Origin of the sequence: Yoonia sp., assembly GCF_014859355.1 — a bacterium.
In the GTDB taxonomy this organism is placed as follows: Bacteria; Pseudomonadota; Alphaproteobacteria; order Rhodobacterales; family Rhodobacteraceae; genus Yoonia.
The window spans coordinates 1-20,611 of the sequence record NZ_JACUUJ010000041.1 but is presented as its reverse complement, the minus strand read 5'-3'; the positions used below and the strand labels follow the sequence as shown (position 1 = coordinate 20,611).

Genomic DNA, 20,611 nt, shown 5'->3' with positions numbered 1-20,611 from the left:
CAACAACGGAGTGCGCAATGACCCAATACCTTGAGTTCGAAAAACCGCTGGCCGAAATCGAAGGCAAGGCCGAAGAATTGCGCGCCATGGCCCGCGACAACCCCGAAATGGATATCGAGAAAGAGGCCGCCGCACTGGACAAAAAGGCGGCTGATCTGCTGACTTCGCTTTACGCAGACCTGACGCCTTGGCGCAAATGCCTTGTCGCGCGCCACCCCCAGCGCCCCCATTGCAAGGACTATATCGAGGCGCTGTTTACCGAATACACACCACTGGCCGGTGACAGGAATTTTGCTGACGATCATGCCGTCATGGGGGGCATCGCCCGGTTGAACGATAAACCCGTCATGGTGATTGGCCATGAAAAAGGCAACGATACCAAATCCCGCATCGCCCACAACTTTGGCATGGCCCGCCCCGAGGGGTATCGCAAGGCGATCCGCCTGATGGATCTGGCTGATCGTTTTGGCCTACCGGTGATAACCATCGTGGACACGCCCGGCGCCTACCCCGGCAAAGGTGCCGAAGAACGCGGCCAGTCCGAGGCGATTGCCCGGTCCACCGAAAAATGCCTGTCACTGGGCGTGCCGCTGATCAGCGTCGTGATCGGCGAAGGCGGGTCAGGCGGGGCAGTTGCCTTTGCCACGGCCAACCGGCTGGCGATGCTGGAACATTCGATCTATTCGGTCATCAGCCCCGAAGGCTGTGCATCCATCCTGTGGAAAGACGCCGAAAAAATGCGCGAAGCCGCCGAGGCCCTGCGCCTGACATCCAAGGATCTGGCGGAACTGGGCGTCTGCGACACCGTGATCCCGGAACCAAAAGGCGGCGCGCACCGTAACGTGCAGGGCGCGATCAAGGCCGTAGGCGCAACGATTGCCCGATTGCTGACCGAAATGGAAGGCCAGTCCCCCGATGACCTGCGCGCCGACCGGCGGCGCAAATATCTTGATCTGGGGTCAAAGGGTCTGGCGGCCTAGTCGCGTTACCCGCGAAACCCGGCCTCTTTGTTCAGGCGCTCACAGGCGGTTTCGATATCTCTTTCCAGCCGTGTTATGAAATCGCCCACCTCAAGGCCCGGTTCGATCATTGGCAGGAATTCGAAAACGGCGGTGCCGGGTTTGCGATAAACCCCGCGCTTGGGCCAGAACACGCCCACATTGGTCGCGACCGGCACAACCGGTTGCACCATATCACGATAAAGAGCAGCGGTGCCGATTTTATAGGGCCGGTTGACCCCCGGCCCGACGCGCGTGCCCTGCGGATAGATGATCAACTGCCCCGGCAACGCATGGCCGGCGCGCACGTCAGCCAGCATTTTCTTGATCGCCGCACCGCGCTTGCCCCGGTCAACGGGGATGCACCCGATCCGCAGGGCAAACTGGCCGATGATCGGCGCATATTTCAGGATACTTTTCATGATGAATTTGCCGCGCGGCACCGCGCCATAAATAACGATCACATCCATGAATGACTGATGCTTGGCCGCGATCATCACCTCATCCGTCGGCGGGGTGCCCCTGATTTCTGTTTTCAGCCCGATCATCCATGACGCCGACCAGCGGATATAGCGGCAATAGGCATGACAGGCGGCAATCGCCCCTTTGCGCGATGCAATAGCGGCAGGCGCATAAAGAATGCCCACCACCAGCATCGCCCCATACATCTGCGCATTGAAAATCAACGACCGCAGCCATTGGATTGCGTAACTCATGTCTCAGTCCTCAGCCGACGCAGGGCGGCGGCACGTGTCGCAAAAAAGGCCACGATAGCGGCCAGCGGCGGAATGACCAAGGGCCAGAGCCAGCCCGCGCCAGCGAACCCCAGCCCGGTGATGAAACCGCCAGCCACGTCACCCCGTGGCAGCAGCATCACGGCAATCAAGCCGGCCACCACACCAGCGACCGCCCCGGCCCCGGCGCGCAGGGTAAAGCGGCGCACGAACCCGCGCGCGATATAGATGTCACGCGCACCGACCAGCCGCAGCACCCGGATCACCTGCGCATTTGCGGCCAGCGACGCATGTGCCGCCAGCGTGATCATCGCCGCCATCGCGGCAAAAATCGACACGACAACCAGCCAGCCAATCAACCGCAGCCGGTCTGCCGCGGCAATCAGCGGCGCGCGCCAGCTTGTGTGATCATCCAGCACCGCACCCGGCACCTCGGCGGCCAGCCGGGCCTGCAAACCCTCGGGATCGTAACCCCCGGCATCAGCGATCACCTCGACCAGCTGGGGCACTGGCAATGTGTCCAGCGGCAGGGCTGCGCCAAACCATGGGGCCAGCAGCGCGGCTTGTTCATCCGCGCTCAGGGCACGGGCAGAGGCGACACCCGGCGTTGTTTCCAGCACATGTAGCGCTGCGCGCAGCAACGCATCGGCCTGATCTTCAGATGCAGGCAGGCGCAGGGTTGCCGCCTGCGCAAGCTCTGACACCCAACGTTCCGCCACCCGCCCCGCCGACAGCGACAAGGCAAGCGCCAACACCGCCAGAAATGCCATGACAGCAGCAACAAAGACGGTCAGACGCGCCGTAATGCCGCTGGGCGGCACAGCCCGGTCGGCCTGCGGGTCACCCATGACAAAATCCAGAAAAACCTTCACAGTTCTGCCCCTGCCTGTATCAATGTCCCATCCTTCAGGCGCAGCACACGGGCGTTCACATCCGCCTTGACTGACCGTATCATCGCCAGATCATGGGTCGCGATCAGCACCGTCTTGCCCATGCGGTTCAACTCGATCAACAGGCGCAACAGACGCTGCGACATGTCCCAATCCACATTGCCTGTAGGTTCGTCCGCGATAATGACATCCGGGGCCATAATGACCGCACGCGCAAGCGCCGCGCGCTGGCGTTCCCCCCCCGACAATTCGGGCGGCAACTGTCCCGCCTGTGACCCAAGCCCGACCCATGCAAGCAGCTCTGCCAGATCACCGGCCGCTTCGGCCGCACGGCCAGCCACGATCAGGGGCAACGCAATATTTTCCGAAATTGTCAGATGATCCAGAAACTGACAGTCCTGATGCACAACACCGATCCGTCGGCGGACCATCGCCACCGCATCACGATCCAGCCCCGCTGCATCCTTGCCAAATAGCCGGACCTGGCCGGCGTGGGCCAGCAAATCTGCGTAACACAGCCGCAACAGCGTGGTTTTACCCGCACCTGACGGGCCTGTCAGAAAATGAAACGATCCGGGCGTAAGTGTCAGCTGCAAATCAGAAAAAAGCAGATTATCACCATAGCCGTATGACACATTGTCCAATTCGATCACGGTGTTTTCCTTTGGCTTACCCGACCGTTCTGCCCAAATCTGCAACAGGTTTCAATGATATGCGCAGCACATGCCGCGCAATTCCTTTGCGTTTGACGTGGTGGTTGCTAGATTGCAGTCGGTTGCGGCAATCACAATGACAAGTTGATGGGCAAAAGGAACAAGTAACATGCGGCTGATTTGCCCCAATTGTGATGCGCAATATGACATCGACGATGATGTCATCCCGGAAGGCGGGCGCGAGGTGCAATGTTCTAATTGCCAGCACACGTGGTTTCAGACCAAAACGCCGCAACGCACCCGGTCGATCCTGACACCGACTTCACCCGCAGCCGAAAAAGCCGTTGCCGAAACGGATAAGATATCACTTGCGCCCGCGCCGCGCAGGGCACTGGATTCGTCGGTTGCCAATATCTTGCGCGAAGAAGCCGCGCGCAATCTTGCCTTGCCCAAGACCGAAGTGACGGCCACTGAAAAGACAACAGAAAGCGCCGCCCAACGCGCAGCGCAAACGCGGGCAAGAATTTCACGCCTCACCGAACAACAACCCGCGCCGACACCTGCCGCCATTGCTGCCGCATCCACAGGTGCCGTGATGCGCAGCAGCCAGCGGAATGTGCCTGATATTCAAGAGATCAACGCAACCTTGCGCGCCCATGCACAAACGACTGGGCGTGCGGCCGTGACCGGAGCGGAACAAGAACCATCCGTGCAACGGCGCGGATTCCGGCGCGGGTTCACAATGATGCTGGTGCTGCTGGCCATCGCCATCATGCCCTATTTCTTTGCAGCGCAGATCGTCGAACAGTTACCGCAAACCCGCACTTTCATGACGCAATATATCCAGACAATCGATCAATTGCGCATCCAGTTGCATGATGTGGCCGGGCAAATCAGCACTATGATAAAAGGCTTGATACCCGCAGCGGCAGAAACCCCTGTGCCAGATATGGCCGCGCCTTCGGACGGATAAAAAGCAAAATAGTTTTTTGACGCCGCGGCCTTCAGAACTGATCCAGCAACCGGCGCAAATAGTCGCGTTCAATCTCTGGTCTGTCTTGTTCAGCAGACCGGCGCCGAATTTCGCCCAGCAATTCTTCGGCGCGGCGGTTGATATCCTGTTGACCCAGCAATTCCTGATTCGTGCCAAGCTGCCCGGTGGTGCCCATTTGCCGCCCCAATGGGTCACGTTCACCGGGAACCGGACGCGCCCGCGCTTCGCCTTGTTCACCACCCTGTCCCGGCTGCCCCTGATTTTCGGCCAACGCCTGACCCAGTTCGCGCATCCCATTACGCAGGGCATCCATTGCATCGGCCTGTTGGTCTATCGCCTCGGCCAGATCACCGCCGCGCAGGGCGTTTTCCGCTTCGTCCATTGCACCTTCGGCGCGGTCAAGCGACCGGCGGGCAATATCGGCAGAGTCATTGTCAAGCTGCGGCAGGCCATTGCGCTGCCGCTGCAATTCGTCACGCAGGGCGCGTTGACGATCTGCCAGATTTCCCGCATCACCCGTGCCGGCACCTGCACCGTTATCGTTTTGCTGCCCTTGCTGGCCTTCTTCGCCGACACCCTGCCCATCGCCTTGCTGGCCATCTTGGCCGGGCTGCTGGCCGTTGTTCCGATCTCCGGGGTTGAACTGGTCCTGCAAATCACGGAACGCATCATCTGACAGATTTTGCTGATTTCGCAGCGTATCAGCCAGATCCTGCATAGATTGCTGGCCGGGGCCTGGCGGGCCATCACCGCCTTCCCCCATCGTCACACGCATGTTTTCCATCAACCTGTTAAGCTGTTCCATCAGCTCGGCGGCCTCGGCCATGCGGCCTTCTTGCATCAGTTCCTCGATCCGGTCCATCAGCGCCTGAAGCTCGTCCTGGCTCATCTGCATGGTATTCTGACTGTTGTCGGCCTGATCGGTGCCGTCGGAAGGTTCCGCCTGTTCCGCCAGCATACGCATATAGTCGTTCGTCGCCTCGCGCAGTTCTTGCATCAGTTCGGCGATTTCTTCGTCGGTGGCGCCATCGCGCATCGCCTCGGCCAGCCGTTCCTGTGCGCGGCGCAATCGTTCGCGGGCATCGGCAAGGCGGCCATCCTCAAGCTGGATCGCCAGATCCCACAGCGCCTGCACAATCTCTGCCTGACCGGCCTCATCCATTCCGGTTTCTGCCATCGAATCCATGCGGCGAATGATTGCGCGCAGCCGCAGATAGCTGGTTTCGTTCGAAAAAAGCCCCTCTGGCCGGTGCGAAATAGCCCGCAGAATCTGGTTGATGCGGCGTGCATTGGCCTTGGACCACATCAAATCACGGCGCTGTTCGATGACGGCCTTTGCAAAGGGCTGAAAGAACCGGCGCCCGGGCAGGATGATCGGTTCTGGCGGGGTGGTCACCGTCTGACCAGCCGCATCTGTCACCGCCAGCTGCAGGGTCACGGGCAGATTTGCCAGCGGGTGTTCGCTGAGGTTTTCGATCAGGAAATCCTGGAACTCCGTGCGGTCACCGGAAAAGGGCATGGGCAAATCCAGCACCAGCAAATCGAAGGGATCAGGCTCAACCGCCAACCCATGACGCCGATCGACAGCAGCAAGGTTCAGCGTGATCGTGGCTGTTCCGCTTTCGACGCCATAATCGTCCAGTGCCGTGAACGGCTGGGACATTTCGCCCAAAGCGTCAGATTCGACCGGACCGGTCAATATGACTTCTGGCGGGCTGTCAGGCACGGCGGTGATTGTCCAAAGGATGCCGTTTTCGCCGGAAATGGTCAGCGTCCCTGATTGGACAATGTCAAAGCTCTGCGCGGCGTCGGTTGCCGCGCCCAGCCCTTCGGTTCTGGCAGACACGGTTTCCGCCAGCGTCAGCGCACCGACTTCGCCATAAAACCGGATCGTGACCGTGCTGCCCTTTGGCACACGCAGGGCGCCTGCTGGCACGTCGTTCAGGTAAATGGACGGTTTGCCGGTATAGGCCGGTGGTGCAACCCAGCCTTCCCAGACAGGGCCTGTCGCCAGCGTCTGTCCGCCACCCCGCGCGATATCACCGACGCTGCCCACACGCAGGACCGACCCGAAAAGAAGTGCCGTTATAAAGAACAAAAGCGCGATGAACCGCAAACCGTAGGGGTCGCTTTCCGCAACGCGCAGATCGGGTTCGACGGGGCGGGCATCGCGGGTGCGCGCAGCCATGCGGGTGACGTGGGCGCGCCACACCGCCTCGGACGCGGGATCGCCGCGGCCGATGGCTTGCGTATCTGCAAGGGCAGCAATCGGGCGCCCCGGCAGGCTGGCATCCAGACGAGCCAGCGCCTGCGCATGACTGGGCAAGCGAAAGTGCCTCAAACCCCAGATAAACGCGCCCGCAATCGCGATCACGGACAATACCGCGCCCCCCCAGAATACCGACACGGGCGCAATGTCGTGCCACCCCATCAAGAGTGGGGCAAGCACAAGAAAAATAACGGTCCAAAGCGGCCAAAACGCCCGCACGACCTGTTCGGCCAGCATCCCGATACGGGTGACCGCCACAGGCAGACGCAGATGACGCAGCTGGTCGGGTTGATCGGTCAGCGGGCCTCTCCTTTGCGCGCGGTATTGGGGCCGCGTTATCGTGACCCTAACCTGATTGATATGTCATATCTAGGTAGGGCGCCGGCCAATAACTGCAAATTGATCTGCGAAATCTTGCTTAAAAATCGCGGCGGATCCGCTGATCGCGGGTATAGACGATCCGCCCCCGCAGATAGAGGTAGAGCGGCAAACCGCAGCTGACCCCGATCGCAAATGTTGCAGGAATCGCAAAAAGCGCCAGATAATTCCGCGTGCGGCTGACCTCGGCGATGATCCAGACCGTCAGAGTTACGGCCGCAATGGTCAGATCCCAGACCAGCCCGCTGCTGGCGGCGTTCGCATGCCATGCATCGACCATCGCCATGATGTTCCATCCTTCGGCCTGAAACCACTGGATGAAATAATACATCGGGTGAATGGCCCCCCAGATCGCCAGCAACAGAAAGACGATGCGCATCAGAAACCGACCCCGACCGTCACAGGGCCGTTCGACGCGCCAAGGCTTGCACTGGGGCTGACACCACCAGAGCCAAGGCTAAGACCGACATTTGCGCTGGGTCGCCACGGCGGCCCATCAGCACCGCATCCTGCAAGCGCACCCACAACAATGATCAAAGCCAGGCGTCTCATGATAAAACCTCTTTCCAGCGTGCGACCTGCGCGCGCACCTGCGCCGGGGCCGTTCCCCCATAACTAGTGCGCGAGGCAACAGAATTTTCAACCCCCAACACATCGAACACATCGGCCCTGATGCCCGGATGCACGGCCTGCATATCATCCAGCGTTAGATCCGGCAGGTCGCAGCCTTTGGTTTCAGCAACGGCAACCAGCGACCCGGTGATGTGATGCGCCTCGCGGAAGGGCAGGTTCAGTTCGCGCACCAGCCAGTCGGCAAGGTCTGTCGCGGTGGAAAAGCCGCTGCTGGCGGCAGCGTGCAGCGCATCGCGGTTGGCGGTCATGTCCCCGACCATGCCGGTCATCGCAGCCAAGGCCAGCATCAGGTTGTCGGCAGCGTCAAACACCTGTTCCTTGTCTTCCTGCATGTCCTTGGAATAGGCCAGCGGCAGCCCCTTCATGACCGTCATCAGCGCGACGTTTGCCCCGAAAATCCGACCGATCTTGGCGCGGATCAGTTCAGCGGCGTCGGGGTTGCGTTTTTGCGGCATGATGCTGGACCCGGTGGACCATTTGTCCGACATCCTGACGAAACGGAACTGCGCCGACGACCAGATCACCAGTTCCTCGGCCATGCGGGACAGGTGCATCGCACAGATGCTGGCGGCGGCAAGATACTCTAACGCGAAATCGCGGTCGCTGACCGCATCCAGCGAATTGGCCATCGGCGCGTCAAAGCCCAGCGCCTGCGCTGTCATGTGCCGGTCAATCGGGAACGAAGTGCCCGCCAGCGCAGCCGCCCCCAAGGGTGATTGGTTCATCCGCTTGCGCGCATCAGCAAAGCGCGACCTGTCACGGGCGAACATTTCCACATAGGCCAGCATGTGATGGCCCCAGGTGACTGGCTGCGCCACCTGCAAATGCGTAAACCCGGGCATCACCCAATCCGCCCCTGCCCCTGCCTGATCCAGCAGCGCCTTTTGCAATGCCTCCAACGCTGCATCAGCCTGATCGCACTGATCGCGGACCCACAGGCGGAAATCGACCGCCACCTGATCGTTGCGCGAACGGGCCGTGTGCAACCGCCCTGCGGGTTCACCGATCAGATCGCGCAAACGCGCCTCGACGTTCATGTGGATATCTTCGAGTGCGGTCGAAAACGGAAACGCGCCGGTTTCAATCTCTGACAATACAGTGAGCAGGGCTTCCCTGATCGCTGCGGCATCGCTATCGCTGATGATGTCCGTTGCTGCCAGCATGGCGGCATGGGCGCGTGAACCTGCGATGTCCTGCGGCGCAAGCCTGCGGTCATACCCGATCGAGGCATTGATCGCCTCCATGATCGCGTCTGGTCCGGCGGCAAAACGCCCGCCCCACATCGTATTAGCGGATTTGGTCATGAAGGATACGCCTATGCGGAAATTAAGATCAGCCCTGCTTTATACGGCGCTGGCGTTTGTTGCAAACACCGGTCTTGCCGATATCGCTGATATTGCTGCGCTGCGCGAAGGCGACATGCGCAAACTGACGTTGCACAGCGCGCCAATGGCCGGTTCCGATGTGCCGTTTACGGGGCAGGACGGGTCTGAAATGACCCTTGCCGCCTATCGGGGGCAATATGTCGTGCTGAATTTCTGGGCCACATGGTGCGCGCCCTGCCGCAAGGAAATGCCGCATCTGGCCGCCCTGCAATCGGAACTGGGCGGTGACGCGATGCAGGTCGTGACAATCGCCACAGGCCGCAATCCGCGCCCGGCGATGGAACGGTTTTTTGCCGAAATTGCCGTCGACAACCTACCCTTGCACACAGACGGGCGACAGGCCCTCGCGCGCAGCATGGGCGTGCTGGGATTGCCCGTGACTGTCATCCTTGATCCACAAGGTCAGGAAATCGCCCGTTTGCAAGGGGATGCGGATTGGTCCAGCGACAGCGCGCTGGCCATCATGCGCGCCTTGATCGACACCCCCGCCTAAGCGCGTCCCGCTGTCGGTGACAAAAGCAGCGGATTGATCCCCAATACCTTCAGCGCGGCGGACCATTTATGTTCGTTCGCGCGACCAAAGATGATGTCATCACGTGGATCGCATATCAGCCAGCCGTTCTGGGCGATTTCGGCCTCAAGCTGGCCCGGCCCCCATCCGGCATAGCCCAGCGCCAGCATGGATGCTTTGGGGCCATTGCCCTTGGCGATGTCTTCCAGCACATCCAGCGTTGCGGTCATGCCGATATGATCATCAACCTGCAAAGTGCCTGCGCCAGAAACATAATCGCCCGAATGCAGCACAAAGCCGCGCGCATGTTCCACAGGACCACCGAAATGCACGCGGATGTCGCGCACATCCGGGGATTTGGCGATTCCCAGTTGATCCAGCAAATCAGCGAATTGCACCCCGATCTGCGGCTTGTTCACGATCAGGCCCATCCCGCCATCGTCGGAATGGGCGCACATGTAAATGACGCTTTGCGCAAAGCGGGGATCACCCATGTCAGGCATGGCGATCAGCAATTTGCCAACAAGGCTGGTGGTCGGTGTTGTCATAGCCCTAAGATGTGGCTGTTGTCCGCCCGGTGCAAGGGGTGGTGCGCACGACACCCTCGCCCAAAAGTGACTTTTCATTTCAGCGGCAATGTCGGACACCCAAAGGATGTTGAAAAAACTTGTTGCATCCTTTGCTCTGCTTTGCACGCCGCACATGTTGCCGGCCCAATCCTATGACAACCTTGCCAAGATCGAGGTATTGCCGGGGTGGCGGATGGCTGACGGCAGCCATATGGCGGGGCTGCGGATCACACTGCAGCCGGGGTGGAAAACCTATTGGCGAGCGCCCGGTGATGCAGGAATTCCGCCGCATTTCAGCTTTGAAGGGTCGAACAATATCGGCACCGTTGTGCCCCATTGGCCCGTGCCAGAGGTGTTTGACCAGGACGGCCAGCGCACGATCGGCTATCATGACAGCGTTGTGTTTCCGCTGAAGATTGCGGCCACCAACACCGATGCCCCGCTGCATATGACCGGGCAGATTGATATTGGCGTCTGCGAGGAAATCTGTATCCCTGTCAGCCTGCACTTTGATACGTTGCTGCCACCTGAAGGCAAACGCGATGCGGCCATTGTGGCCGCTTTGGTCAACCGCCCCCTGACAGCAGGCGAAGCAACGCTTGGCCCTGTTACTTGCACCATCGCACAAATTGCTGACGGATTGCAGGTCACTGCCTCGCTGGCACTGCCTGAAACCAGTATGGCGGGTCTTGTCGTTATCGAATCCGGTTCCCCTGACGTTTGGGTATCCGAAGCTGACATTACCCGCACAAACGGCAGATTGCAGGCAACCGTTGACATGGTGCATATTTCCAGCGGCCCGTTTGCACTGGACAGGTCACAACTGAGGATGACCTTGCTGGGTGCATCGCAGGCCATCGAGTTGCAGGGCTGTCAGGGCAATTAAGCGCGGCGTTGCAGGCCAAGGATTGATGCGCTTATCAGATAGATCACCAGCAAAACAGCCAACAGCGCCACGGCAAATACGGCCAAGGCTCCGGCGAATCCAGCCTGCAAAACAGGCAGCATTTCCGCCAGCGGCGCCCACGGCGCGCCAGTAATCAGCACAGGCGCAACCGTCACGGCAAACAGCGCCACAGCCAAGACGCCGCCCACACCCGCAGGCGCGAACAGCGCCATTTTACGCCCGCGCAGCGCCCGTTTGGCCGCCTGCACCTGCCGGTGCACATCGTCCTGCATTGCGATGAGCGATGGGACGATCAACAATACCAAAAACATGCCAAAGCCCAAACCAAACACCAGCGTCACCACCGTCGGCTTAAGAAATTCCGCTTGCGTCGATCCTTCATATAGCAGCGGGGCCAAGCCAAGAACGGTTGTCAGTGTCGTCAGCATCACAGGGCGCAGCCGGTCTGCCGCGCCATCAATAATTGCCGGTATCAGGCCGCGATCTGATGCATAGTCGTCAACCGTCGTGACCAACACAATACTGTCGTTGATAATGATTCCGGTCATCCCGATCAGACCCACGACAGTGAACATGCTCATCGGTATCCCCCAAAGCGCATGACCATAGATTGTGCCGACCAGCCCGAAAGGAATAATCGCCATCACAACCACGGGCCGGGTCCAACTGCTGAAAATCCATGCCAGCGTCAGATAAATGCCCAACAGCACAAGAACCAGCCCGTTCAGCGCATCGCTGAGAAAGCGGTCTTCTTGTTCGCTCAGGCCTGCCAGCCGGGTTTCGATACCAAAATTGCTTTCGATCCGGGGCAGAATATCTGTCGCGATGATCTGTTGGATTTCGGTGGCGCGCGCGGCGTCGCCTTCGTCCAATTCGCCCAGAACGGAAATCAGCTGAATCCCGTTTTCACGGCGCACGGTGGAAAATCCCGTCCGGCTTTGGACGGTGACAACATCGGCCAATGGCACGTAGGCACCGTCACCCGTGCGAATCTGGGTGCGATCCAGAAAATCAGCTGACAGTTCATCAGATGGCAGTTCCACACGGATCGTTGCAGACCGTGTGCCATCGGGATAGCTTGCAGCCTCGATCCCGCCCAGACGGTTGCGCAGCAGGCGGCCCAGCCCTTCAATATTCAGCCCCAAAGCCTGCCCCTGCGGGGTCAGTTCCAGGATCAGTTCTTCCTTATCGTAGGCCAATGTGTCTTCCAGCCCCGAGATTTCGGGGAAGCGGGCCAATTCGGATTTCAGCGCCTCTGCCGCAGCCTTAAGCGTGTCGCTGTCGGCACCGAACATCTGCACATCAAGACTGTCCGCGCCGGGGCCTGTTCCCCAACTGCGGAAACTGACGGTTTCAGCCATGGGGTGCTGGCGGATACTGTCCTGCAATGCACTGACAAACGCAAAGCTACTATAGGGGCGGCTGTCTGCGTCGATCAGTTCGATGGTGATCGCGCCCAACTGATCGGCGTCTTTGGTATCGGACCCGGCAATCGCACGGCCAGAATTACCCCCCACCTCGGCCACCACAAACTTGAGAGGGTTGGCGCCATGTTCGGCCTCGTATTGGGCGCCTAATGCTTCGGTCGCGCGCTGCATTTCGCGCATCATCGCCAGCGTATCATCCCGGTCGGCACCGGGCAGCATGGCAAAGTTTCCCGTAACCTGCGATTGTTCGGGTGAATTGAAGAACCGCCAGGTAACATCGCCCTTGATGAACAGCGACACCTGGCTGGCCAATGCGACCAGCGCCAGCGCCAGAACCGGATACCGGGCCGCGATGACACCCGCCATCAAGGGGCGGAACAAGGTTTCGCGCACCCATTCAAACCCGCGATTTACGACACGCGATGGCAGGTCATACCAATGTTCCTTGGCCGAATGGGCGATGGCGTGGCTCATGTGGTTGGGCAGGATCAGGAAACATTCCACCAGACTGGCGGCAAGCACAACGATGACCGTGAACGGGATATCGGCGATCAGGTCACCAAAGCGCCCGCCGATGACCACCAGCCCGAAAAAGGCGATGATCGTGGTCAGGGTTGCAGAAAAAACCGGGCTAAACATCCGCCTTGCCGCATTTTCAGCAGCTTGCACCGGCGTTTCGCCCAGTTTGCGCACCCGATAATCCGCATGTTCCCCCACGACAATTGCGTCATCAACCACGATCCCCAAGGTGATGATCAGCGCGAAAAGCGATATCATGTTGATGGTGATCCCGACCGCATACATCAGCGCAATTGCGGCCAGCATGGCAACGGGAATGCCCGCCGCCACCCAAAAGGCCGTGCGCGCGTTCAGAAACAGGAACAAGAGCGTCACAACCAGCAATAGCCCCGTCAGGCCGTTGGTAACCAGAATATCAAGGCGCCCTGTAATCATATCTGCCCGGGCATTGGTCAATGTGATGTCCACGCCCGCAGGAAGCGATGCGCTCAGCCGTTCGGCCACCTGCTCCACCGTGCGCTGCATGCCGATGGCATCGCCCTTGGCCGATCGCTGCACCCGCATCTTGATTGCCGGATCATCACCAACAAAATAGGCGCGGTTGCGGTCGATACCTTCCACCCTGATGCTCGCAACATCCGCGACGGTCAACTTGGACCCGTCAGGGTTGGACCGCAGGACAATTCCACCGATTTCGTCAGCGGTGCGTTTGGCAACGCCAGTGCGCACCCGTGCCGTCGCCGACACATCACCTGCGGGGGCAGCGGCGGCCTCTTGCCCGATCCGCGCGGCAATCTCGGCCATCGAAACATCATGTTCGATCAGCGCCAGCGACGGCACCTCCACAATGGTCGAGGGGGCCGCAACACCTTGGATGATGACGCTTGTGACGCCTTCGGCAAAAAGCCGGACCGCCATTTCATCAGCAAAGCGCGCCAGTTGATCCACGCCCACCGGTCCGGTTATGACAACATCGGTGACCCGATCAGACCAGCCGCCGCGCCGCACATTGGGGTCATCCGCGTCATCGGGCAGGTTGCCGGTGCTGTCTACCGCCATTTGCACGTCTTCCGCAGCCCGGTCGATATCGTAGCCCGGGTCAAATTCAAGCCGGATAGATGCACGCCCTTCGGTCGAAGTGGCCGACGATGACATGACCCCTTCCACCCCCAACAGCACAGGTTCCAGCACCTGCACGATGGCTGCATCCACATCTTCGGCACCGGCCCCCTGCCAAGTGACGGAAACGGTCAGATCATCGACAACCACATCGGGGAAAAACTGCGCGCGCATGTTGGGGATTGCCAGAACACCCGCCGCGATCATCAGCACCAACAGCAGGTTCGCCGCCGTCCGATGCCGCGTGAAATAGGACAGGATGCCCCCCGCCCGCGCGTTCAGCTTTTCGCCACCGGTCGCCATCAGCTTCCCATCCTGCTTTCCAGCCGCGCGATCGTTTCCGACGACACTTCATCTGCCTGCAACTGCCCGATGATACGGGCTTTCACATCGTCGGGCATTGGGCTTTGGGTCACATAAGCCACCAGCTTGGCACGGCGTTCGTCATCCAGCGCAATCATATCCGGTTCCGCCGGCGCGGCTGCACCACCCGGGCGGATCGGGTTCACCCTGATCCCTGTCCCCAAAAGCGGCGAACGTTCGGCAACAATCGTCGCCCCTGCCAGTTCACCGATCCCGATGATCACGTTATCCCCTTGCCTGCGAAGAAAGGTAACGGAACCGCTTTCCAGCCGGTCATCTTCGCCGACCACCAAAACGGTGCCATCTGCAGCCAGAGCCGCAGCAGGCACCAGCGCCACATTGTCCAGCGCGGGTTCATCAATGCTGACGGTCACAAAATCGCCAGGCCGGAACCCTGGCGCGGCCTCTAACCGGGCAAACAACAGACGCCCGGTCTGCCCCGTGCCGACCGAGGCGCCTTCGCGGGTGATCTGACCGCTGGCGCGCAGGTTCACACCCGACACATCCAGCGCCACGCTGACCGGCGCCCGGATCAATGTGCCGTTGCCATCCAGCAGCCGCGCATATTGCGAGGTTGACACCCGAAATGCCACTTCGAGCATCGTCGGATCAACGAGTTGGGCAAAACGTTCATTGGCCGTCACGCGGCCGCCGTCGCTGATCGTGACATCGGCAAGCGCGCCATCAAAGGCAGCAAAAACCTCTGTGTCAGACAAGGCGCGTTCCGCCTCTGCTACGTTGATGCGCGCCCGCGCCAGACGGGTTGTCGCCTGATCAATCCGCGCCTGAGCACTGGCAACAGACTGTCTGCGGTTCAACACAGATGCCTGCGCGCTTGAGGCGGCCAGCTCTGCATTTTCGACGGCTGCCGCCGTGCCAACTCCCCTGTTCAGAAGGTCGCGCGCCCGCGCCAGCGCCTGATCTTGCAAGCTGGCCTGCGCGCGGGCGGCGGCCAGTTCATCCCCAGCCAGTATCAACGCACGTTCAGCATCACGCAGTTCAGCCTGCGCATCCTGCAAATCGGCGCGCACACGGTCCAAGGCTGCCTGCGCCTCGACCGGATCGATCCGCAACAAAAGCTGCCCTGCGGTGACGGTGCCACCTTCGACCAGCGCATCAGACGCCGACAGCACCGTGCCGCCGGTCGCACTGCGCAGGTCCAGCATCCGCTGACTGCGCAATTCACCAAAGACCGTCAATTCAGGAACAATTGTTTGCGGGGTCAGCGTCACCACATTCACCGCAAAGACCCGTTCACGCTGTGGAAAATTCCGCGGTTCGGCATTCATGCGGGTCACAATGGCATCGCGCACCATGATCCCGGCCCATGCCAACAGCGTCAGCGTGATTGCCAACAGGAATATGCCTGACAGGCTTCGACGTAGAAAACGCATTCTTGGTATCCTTGAACTGCAACTGATAGATAGGCCCAAAGACCTGTCCGTCGAGTCATCTGCACCAGAACGTTATTTGCGGCGCAAATGTTCGTCTAATCTGGGCATGATTTCGACGAAATTACAGGGCAAGTGCCGATAATCAAGCTGTTTGCTCAAGATTTCATCCCATGCGTCCTTGCAGGCACCGGGGCTCCCGGGGAGGGCAAACAGATAAGTGCCCTGCGCAACCCCGGCGGTGGCCCGGCTTTGCACGGCGCTGGTGCCGATCTTTTGCATGCTGACAATCGTGAAAATCGTGCCAAAGGCGTCGATTTCCTTTTCATAAACCGCGCGATGCGCCTCGACCGTTACATCGCGTCCGGTCAGACCGGTGCCACCGGTGCTGATAATCACGTCAACCTCGTGGCTGGCGCACCATTTGCTTAGCCGCGTGATGATCCGGTCGCGATCGTCCGTGACGATCTGGCGGTCAGCCAGAATATGCCCGGCGGCAGTGATACGGTCCACAAGCACCTGCCCGGATTTATCATCCGCTAGCGTCCTTGTATCGCTGACCGTCAGCACAGCGATGCGGACAGGCATGAATGTTTTTGTTTCGTCAATACGGCTCATGGGTCAACTCGCAGCCTTCAAACCAGGAATGTTTATCCTCTGATACCACATGCAGAATGGGGCAAAACATTTATTCGCCTTTCCGAAGCGTCGCGCGCAATGCCAGCAAGTCAGCCCATGCCTCGCGCTTGGCGGCGGGGTTGCGCAGCAAATAGGCAGGGTGGAACATCGGCAAGGCTGGACGGCCCATGACCGTTTCCCATGTGCCACGCATCCGGGTGATGCCAGCGCGCCCCAGCAAGGCCTGACATGGCGTATTTCCCATCAAAACAATCATATCTGGATCTGCCAAGGCGATATGCCTTTCGACAAACGGCAGCATCATCGCAATTTCATCCCGCTCGGGCGTGCGGTTGGAAGGGGGCCGCCATGGCAAGACGTTCGTGATATACGCCGCTTGGGCGGGGTCAGCCGCCGCCCGGTCCAGGCCAATCGCGCCCAGCATCCGGTCCAGCAACTGACCGGCACGACCCACGAATGGCTTGCCTGCACGATCCTCTTCGCGGCCCGGTGCCTCGCCAACGATCATGACGCGGGCGGCGGGACTACCGTCGGCAAAAACGAAATTGCGGGCACCGCGTTTGATTTCACAGTATTCAAAGGCGGCCATCGCCGCAGCCAGTTCCGCCAGATCGGTCACGCCTGCCGCCGTGGCGCGGGCAATCGCCACTGGGTCCGTTTTTTCTGTTTTTGCCGTTGTCGAGTTCGGCGCAATCGGGCGCACCGCCTGCCCCGGCGTGGGTGCAGGCTTGGCTTGCTCCAATCGGTATCGATCAACGGGCGCGTCCAAAATTGCATCGGTGACGCCCAATTCGACCTGCCATTCCAGCAGGGCGCGGTCATGCCAATATGTGTTGCCCGATTCCATGACTGGCATCTTAGGCGCAATCGCAAGGGATGTGCAGTGGGTCCGGCATTGAAGCGCCCCGCGTGCCTGCTATAAGCAGACCAACCGCGACAAAGGGGCAGACCATGACATTCCGCGCCAGGCATCTATTGGGCATCGAACCGCTGCACCCGACCGAGATTACAACGCTTCTGGATCTTGCCGACAGCTATGCCGATCATAACCGCAAAGGCATTGCACATCGCGACGTTCTGGCCGGGATGACGCAGATCAACATGTTCTTCGAAAGCTCGACCCGGACGCAGACCAGTTTTGAACTGGCTGGCAAACGTCTGGGCGCGGATGTCATGAACATGGCGATGCAGGCGTCGTCGATCAAGAAAGGCGAAACGCTGATCGATACCGCGCTGACGCTGAACGCAATGCGGCCCGATTTGTTGGTGGTGCGCCATCCCCATTCGGGCGCGGTGGATCTTTTGGCGCAAAAGGTGAACTGCGCAGTGCTGAACGCAGGCGACGGGCGTCACGAACACCCGACCCAGGCCCTTCTGGATGCGCTGACGATCAGGCGGGCAAAGGGGCGGCTTCACCGGCTGTCTGTCGCCATCTGCGGCGATATCGCGCACAGCCGGGTGGCGCGATCCAACATCATGCTGCTGGGCAAGATGGAAAACCGGATCAGGCTGATCGGGCCACCCACGCTGATGCCCGCTGGCATCAGTGAATTCGGGGTCGAAGTCTTCGAAGACATGAAAGAGGGGCTTCGCGACGTTGATGTGGTGATGATGCTGCGGCTGCAAAAGGAACGGATGGACGGCGGCTTTATCCCGTCAGAACGGGAATATTTCCACCGCTACGGGCTGGACGCGGAAAAACTGGCCTTTGCAAAACCCGACGCCATTGTCATGCACCCCGGTCCGATGAACCGCGGCGTCGAAATCGACGGCACGATTGCCGATGACATCAACCGGTCGGTGATTCAGGAACAGGTCGAAATGGGGGTCGCGGTGCGGATGGCCGCGATGGACCTGCTGGCGCGCAACATCCGCGCGGGCCGCCAGGCGGTCATGGTATGACAACGTTGACAATCCCCGCCAATGATCATGGGCAGATCCGGGTCTTTGCCACGGATCAGGCCATTGCAGAACCAACCGCCGAAACGCTGGAACAGCTTTTCGGGGCGAAACTGGACATGACATTTATCGATGTTGTGCGCACCGCTGATCTGGGGGACATGACCCTGACGGATTATATCGCCCAAGGATATGACATGTCCCCGGACGCAGTGGATAAACGGGCGGTCAACGCGATCAACGGCACCGCGATCCTGATCCTGTCACGCGCAACCTCGGGGCAAGCGGAAACGCTCACGCTCGCGCTAGGGATGCGCCATGTGACGACCTATAGCCGCGATGTGCGGATCACTGCCCCCGTCAGCCTGCCCGACGGATCGGCCAAGGGGATTATCGGTGATGTGCCTGCCAAAGCGCCCAAATCCGACGCACGCATCGGCGGGATGATCGCGACGGTTGCACTGATCGTGATGTTCGCACTGGTCGGGCTGATGATCTGGGTGGCGGGATGACAAAGGACAGACAGATGACAACGACCCTTTTCACCAATGCCCGGCTGATCGACCCCGTGGCGCTGACTGACAGCGCCGGTGCGCTTTTGGTTCAAAATGGCCGGATTGTTGATGTGTACGACATCACGCCCACACCGCCCCAAGGGGCAATGGTCATCGACTGCGGCGGTATGTGCCTTGCACCCGGTATCATCGACATCGGCGTCAAAGTCAGCGAACCCGGTGAACGGCACAAGGAATCATTCCGCTCTGCGGGCCGTGCGGCAGCGGCAGGCGGGGTCACCACCATCGTCACGCGCCCCGACACAACCCCGGCCATCGACACGCCCGAAACGCTGGAGTTTGTCGAACGCCGCGCGCAGGCCGACGCGCCCGTGCACGTGTTGCCGATGGCCGCGCTGACCAAGGGCCGCATGGGCCAAGAGATGACCGAAATCGGGTTCTTGCAAGATGCCGGTGCTGTCGCCTTTACCGATTGCGACAGGGTCGTCACGAATACCAAGGTGTTTTCCCGCGCGTTGACCTATGCCCGCAGCCTTGACGCGCTGGTCATCGCCCATGTGCAAGACCCCGGCCTGTCCGACGGGGCCGCCGTGACATCGGGCAAATTCGCGTCCCTGCGCGGGTTGCCCGGCGTTTCACCGATGGCCGAACGCATGGCGCTGGACCGCGATATCAGCCTGCTGGAAATGACCGGCGCGCGCTATCACGCCGACCAGATCACCACCGCACGCGCCCTGCCCGCGCTGGAACGGGCCAAGCGCAACGGGTTGGCCATTACCGCAGGCGTCAGCATCCACCATCTGACGTTGAACGAGCTGGACGTGGCTGATTACCGCACTTTCTTCAAACTCAAACCACCGCTGCGCAGCGAAGACGACCGGATCGCCGTGGTGCAGGCGGTCGCTGACGGGCTGATCGACATCATCTGTTCGATGCACACGCCGCAAGACGAAGAAAGCAAACGCCTGCCCTTTGAGGAAGCCGCCAGCGGCGCCGTCGGTTTGGAAACGCTGCTGCCTGCTGCACTGCGACTGTATCACGCCGATATGATCGATCTGCCGCGCCTGTTTCGTGCGTTGGCGCTGAATCCCGCGCATTTGCTGCGGCTGGACGCGGGGCGGTTGCTGCAAGGCGCGCCTGCCGATCTGGTCCTGTTTGATCCCGACGCACCGTTCCAACTGGACCGGACCACGTTACACTCGAAATCCAAGAACACCCCCTTTGACGGCGCGCGCCTACAGGGCCGTGTGCTGGGAACATGGGTGGACGGCCAGCGCGTCTGGGGGGTAATTTGATGACGGTATTCGAAAGCGCGGCCAGCATTTTGCTTCTGTGGGGCGTGATCGGCTATCTGTTGGGGTCGATCCCCAGCGGGGTGCTGCTGGCGCGGGTGATGAACCTTGGCAATCTGCGCGATATCGGGTCGGGCAATATCGGGGCGACCAACGTGCTGCGCACCGGCAACAAAAAGGCCGCGGCCCTGACCCTGCTGGGCGACGCGGGCAAGGGGATCGCCGCGGTGCTGCTGGCGCGGGCCTTTGCCGCCGAAGACGCGGTGCAGATCGCCGCATTGCTGGCCTTTGTCGGGCATTGCTTTCCGGTCTGGCTGTGGTTCCGGGGGGGTAAGGGGGTTGCCACGTATCTGGGGATCATGCTGGCGCTGGCATGGCCCATGGGGCTGACCGCCTGCGGCATCTGGCTGGTGATCGCAGTCATCACCCGCTATTCATCGTTGGCCGCACTGGTCGCGGCAGGCTGGACCCCGGTGGTCATGGTCTTTACCGGCTACGGAGAGACGTTCCTGCTGGGCATCATCCT

General features: G+C 60.5%; 20 protein-coding genes. 8 read left to right on the top strand and 12 right to left on the bottom strand.

Translation table 11 applies throughout. The annotated features are described in order from the left end of the window. The first annotated feature begins 17 nt into the window (after positions 1 to 17). Entirely contained in the window at positions 18 to 980 is a 963-nt protein-coding gene (locus IBX59_RS12645) for an acetyl-CoA carboxylase carboxyltransferase subunit alpha (protein WP_296376093.1), read from the top strand. 5 nt (positions 981 to 985) lie between these two features. Here IBX59_RS12645 and IBX59_RS12640 read toward each other — a convergent pair whose 3' ends face one another. Genes IBX59_RS12640 through IBX59_RS12630 form a run of 3 tightly spaced genes read right to left on the bottom strand, consistent with a single transcriptional unit; the run spans position 986 to position 3,275 of the window. Further along, entirely contained in the window at positions 986 to 1,714 is a 729-nt protein-coding gene (locus IBX59_RS12640) for a 1-acyl-sn-glycerol-3-phosphate acyltransferase (RefSeq protein WP_296376084.1), read from the bottom strand. After that, positions 1,711 to 2,580 carry an FtsX-like permease family protein gene (locus tag IBX59_RS12635; protein ID WP_296376090.1) on the bottom strand — a complete coding sequence of 290 codons (870 nt, stop codon included), beginning with the start codon at positions 2,578 to 2,580 and terminating at the stop codon, positions 1,711 to 1,713. The genes IBX59_RS12640 and IBX59_RS12635 overlap by 4 nt, the downstream gene beginning before the upstream one ends. 20 nt (positions 2,581 to 2,600) lie before the next feature. Continuing rightward, a complete protein-coding gene (locus IBX59_RS12630; RefSeq protein WP_296376081.1) occupies positions 2,601 to 3,275 on the bottom strand; it encodes a cell division ATP-binding protein FtsE in 675 nt (224 codons plus the stop codon). A gap of 169 nt (positions 3,276 to 3,444) precedes the next feature. Here IBX59_RS12630 and IBX59_RS12625 point away from each other — a divergent pair, with 169 nt between their 5' ends. Next, a complete protein-coding gene (locus IBX59_RS12625; protein ID WP_296376079.1) occupies positions 3,445 to 4,248 on the top strand; it encodes a zinc-ribbon domain-containing protein in 804 nt (267 codons plus the stop codon). A gap of 31 nt (positions 4,249 to 4,279) precedes the next feature. Here IBX59_RS12625 and IBX59_RS12620 read toward each other — a convergent pair whose 3' ends face one another. From IBX59_RS12620 to argH, 4 genes are all read right to left on the bottom strand, one after another. Then, positions 4,280 to 6,802, bottom strand: coding sequence for a TIGR02302 family protein (locus IBX59_RS12620; protein WP_367119382.1), 2,523 nt, complete (start codon positions 6,800 to 6,802; stop codon positions 4,280 to 4,282). 154 nt (positions 6,803 to 6,956) lie between these two features. After that, positions 6,957 to 7,295: a DUF2834 domain-containing protein gene (locus IBX59_RS12615; protein WP_296376077.1), complete on the bottom strand. Its 339-nt coding sequence runs from the start codon at positions 7,293 to 7,295 to the stop codon at positions 6,957 to 6,959. After that, complete coding sequence (locus tag IBX59_RS12610) at positions 7,295 to 7,468, bottom strand: hypothetical protein (protein ID WP_296376075.1); 174 nt, start codon at positions 7,466 to 7,468, stop codon at positions 7,295 to 7,297. Before IBX59_RS12610 ends, IBX59_RS12615 begins: the two co-directional genes overlap by 1 nt. Further along, a complete protein-coding gene (gene argH / locus IBX59_RS12605; RefSeq protein WP_296376072.1) occupies positions 7,465 to 8,853 on the bottom strand; it encodes an argininosuccinate lyase in 1,389 nt (462 codons plus the stop codon). The genes IBX59_RS12610 and argH overlap by 4 nt, the downstream gene beginning before the upstream one ends. 13 nt (positions 8,854 to 8,866) lie before the next feature. Between argH and IBX59_RS12600 the strand changes: the two genes are divergently transcribed. Further along, the gene (locus IBX59_RS12600; protein WP_296376070.1) at positions 8,867 to 9,427 is read left to right on the top strand and encodes a TlpA disulfide reductase family protein; all 561 of its coding nucleotides are present in this window, start codon (positions 8,867 to 8,869) and stop codon (positions 9,425 to 9,427) included. On the opposite strand, the gene IBX59_RS12595 is transcribed toward IBX59_RS12600, so the two are convergent. Then, positions 9,424 to 9,993 (bottom strand): YqgE/AlgH family protein, encoded by a 570-nt coding sequence (locus IBX59_RS12595; protein ID WP_296376068.1) that lies wholly within the window; start codon positions 9,991 to 9,993, stop codon positions 9,424 to 9,426. The genes IBX59_RS12600 and IBX59_RS12595 overlap by 4 nt on opposite strands. Positions 9,994 to 10,099: 106 nt before the next feature. On the opposite strand from IBX59_RS12595, the gene IBX59_RS12590 reads away from it, so the two are divergent. Further along, the gene (locus tag IBX59_RS12590) at positions 10,100 to 10,900 is read left to right on the top strand and encodes a protein-disulfide reductase DsbD domain-containing protein (protein ID WP_296376066.1); all 801 of its coding nucleotides are present in this window, start codon (positions 10,100 to 10,102) and stop codon (positions 10,898 to 10,900) included. On the opposite strand, the gene IBX59_RS12585 is transcribed toward IBX59_RS12590, so the two are convergent. The 4 genes from IBX59_RS12585 to IBX59_RS12570 all read right to left on the bottom strand — a co-directional run bounded on the left by IBX59_RS12585 (position 10,897) and on the right by IBX59_RS12570 (position 17,226). Continuing rightward, positions 10,897 to 14,289 carry an efflux RND transporter permease subunit gene (locus tag IBX59_RS12585; protein ID WP_296376063.1) on the bottom strand — a complete coding sequence of 1,131 codons (3,393 nt, stop codon included), beginning with the start codon at positions 14,287 to 14,289 and terminating at the stop codon, positions 10,897 to 10,899. The two genes, IBX59_RS12590 and IBX59_RS12585, sit on opposite strands and share 4 nt — an antisense overlap. Continuing rightward, positions 14,289 to 15,743 (bottom strand): efflux transporter periplasmic adaptor subunit, encoded by a 1,455-nt coding sequence (locus IBX59_RS12580; protein ID WP_296376061.1) that lies wholly within the window; start codon positions 15,741 to 15,743, stop codon positions 14,289 to 14,291. The genes IBX59_RS12585 and IBX59_RS12580 overlap by 1 nt, the downstream gene beginning before the upstream one ends. Before the next feature lie 72 nt (positions 15,744 to 15,815). Further along, on the bottom strand, positions 15,816 to 16,358 hold the full coding sequence (gene moaB, locus IBX59_RS12575; protein ID WP_296376058.1) for a molybdenum cofactor biosynthesis protein B: 543 nt from the start codon (positions 16,356 to 16,358) through the stop codon (positions 15,816 to 15,818). 70 nt (positions 16,359 to 16,428) lie between these two features. Continuing rightward, positions 16,429 to 17,226 carry a uracil-DNA glycosylase gene (locus tag IBX59_RS12570; RefSeq protein WP_296376086.1) on the bottom strand — a complete coding sequence of 266 codons (798 nt, stop codon included), beginning with the start codon at positions 17,224 to 17,226 and terminating at the stop codon, positions 16,429 to 16,431. 104 nt (positions 17,227 to 17,330) lie between these two features. Between IBX59_RS12570 and IBX59_RS12565 the strand changes: the two genes are divergently transcribed. The 4 genes from IBX59_RS12565 to plsY form a co-directional block, all read left to right on the top strand. Beyond that, the gene (locus IBX59_RS12565) at positions 17,331 to 18,281 is read left to right on the top strand and encodes an aspartate carbamoyltransferase catalytic subunit (protein WP_296376056.1); all 951 of its coding nucleotides are present in this window, start codon (positions 17,331 to 17,333) and stop codon (positions 18,279 to 18,281) included. Further along, entirely contained in the window at positions 18,278 to 18,790 is a 513-nt protein-coding gene (locus tag IBX59_RS12560; protein ID WP_296376054.1) for a hypothetical protein, read from the top strand. Before IBX59_RS12565 ends, IBX59_RS12560 begins: the two co-directional genes overlap by 4 nt. 14 nt (positions 18,791 to 18,804) lie before the next feature. Continuing rightward, positions 18,805 to 20,088, top strand: coding sequence for a dihydroorotase (gene pyrC / locus IBX59_RS12555; protein ID WP_296376052.1), 1,284 nt, complete (start codon positions 18,805 to 18,807; stop codon positions 20,086 to 20,088). Continuing rightward, positions 20,088 to 20,611: glycerol-3-phosphate 1-O-acyltransferase PlsY (gene plsY, locus IBX59_RS12550; RefSeq protein WP_296376050.1), on the top strand; the 524-nt coding region annotated here is incomplete at its 3' end. The genes pyrC and plsY, both read left to right, overlap by 1 nt.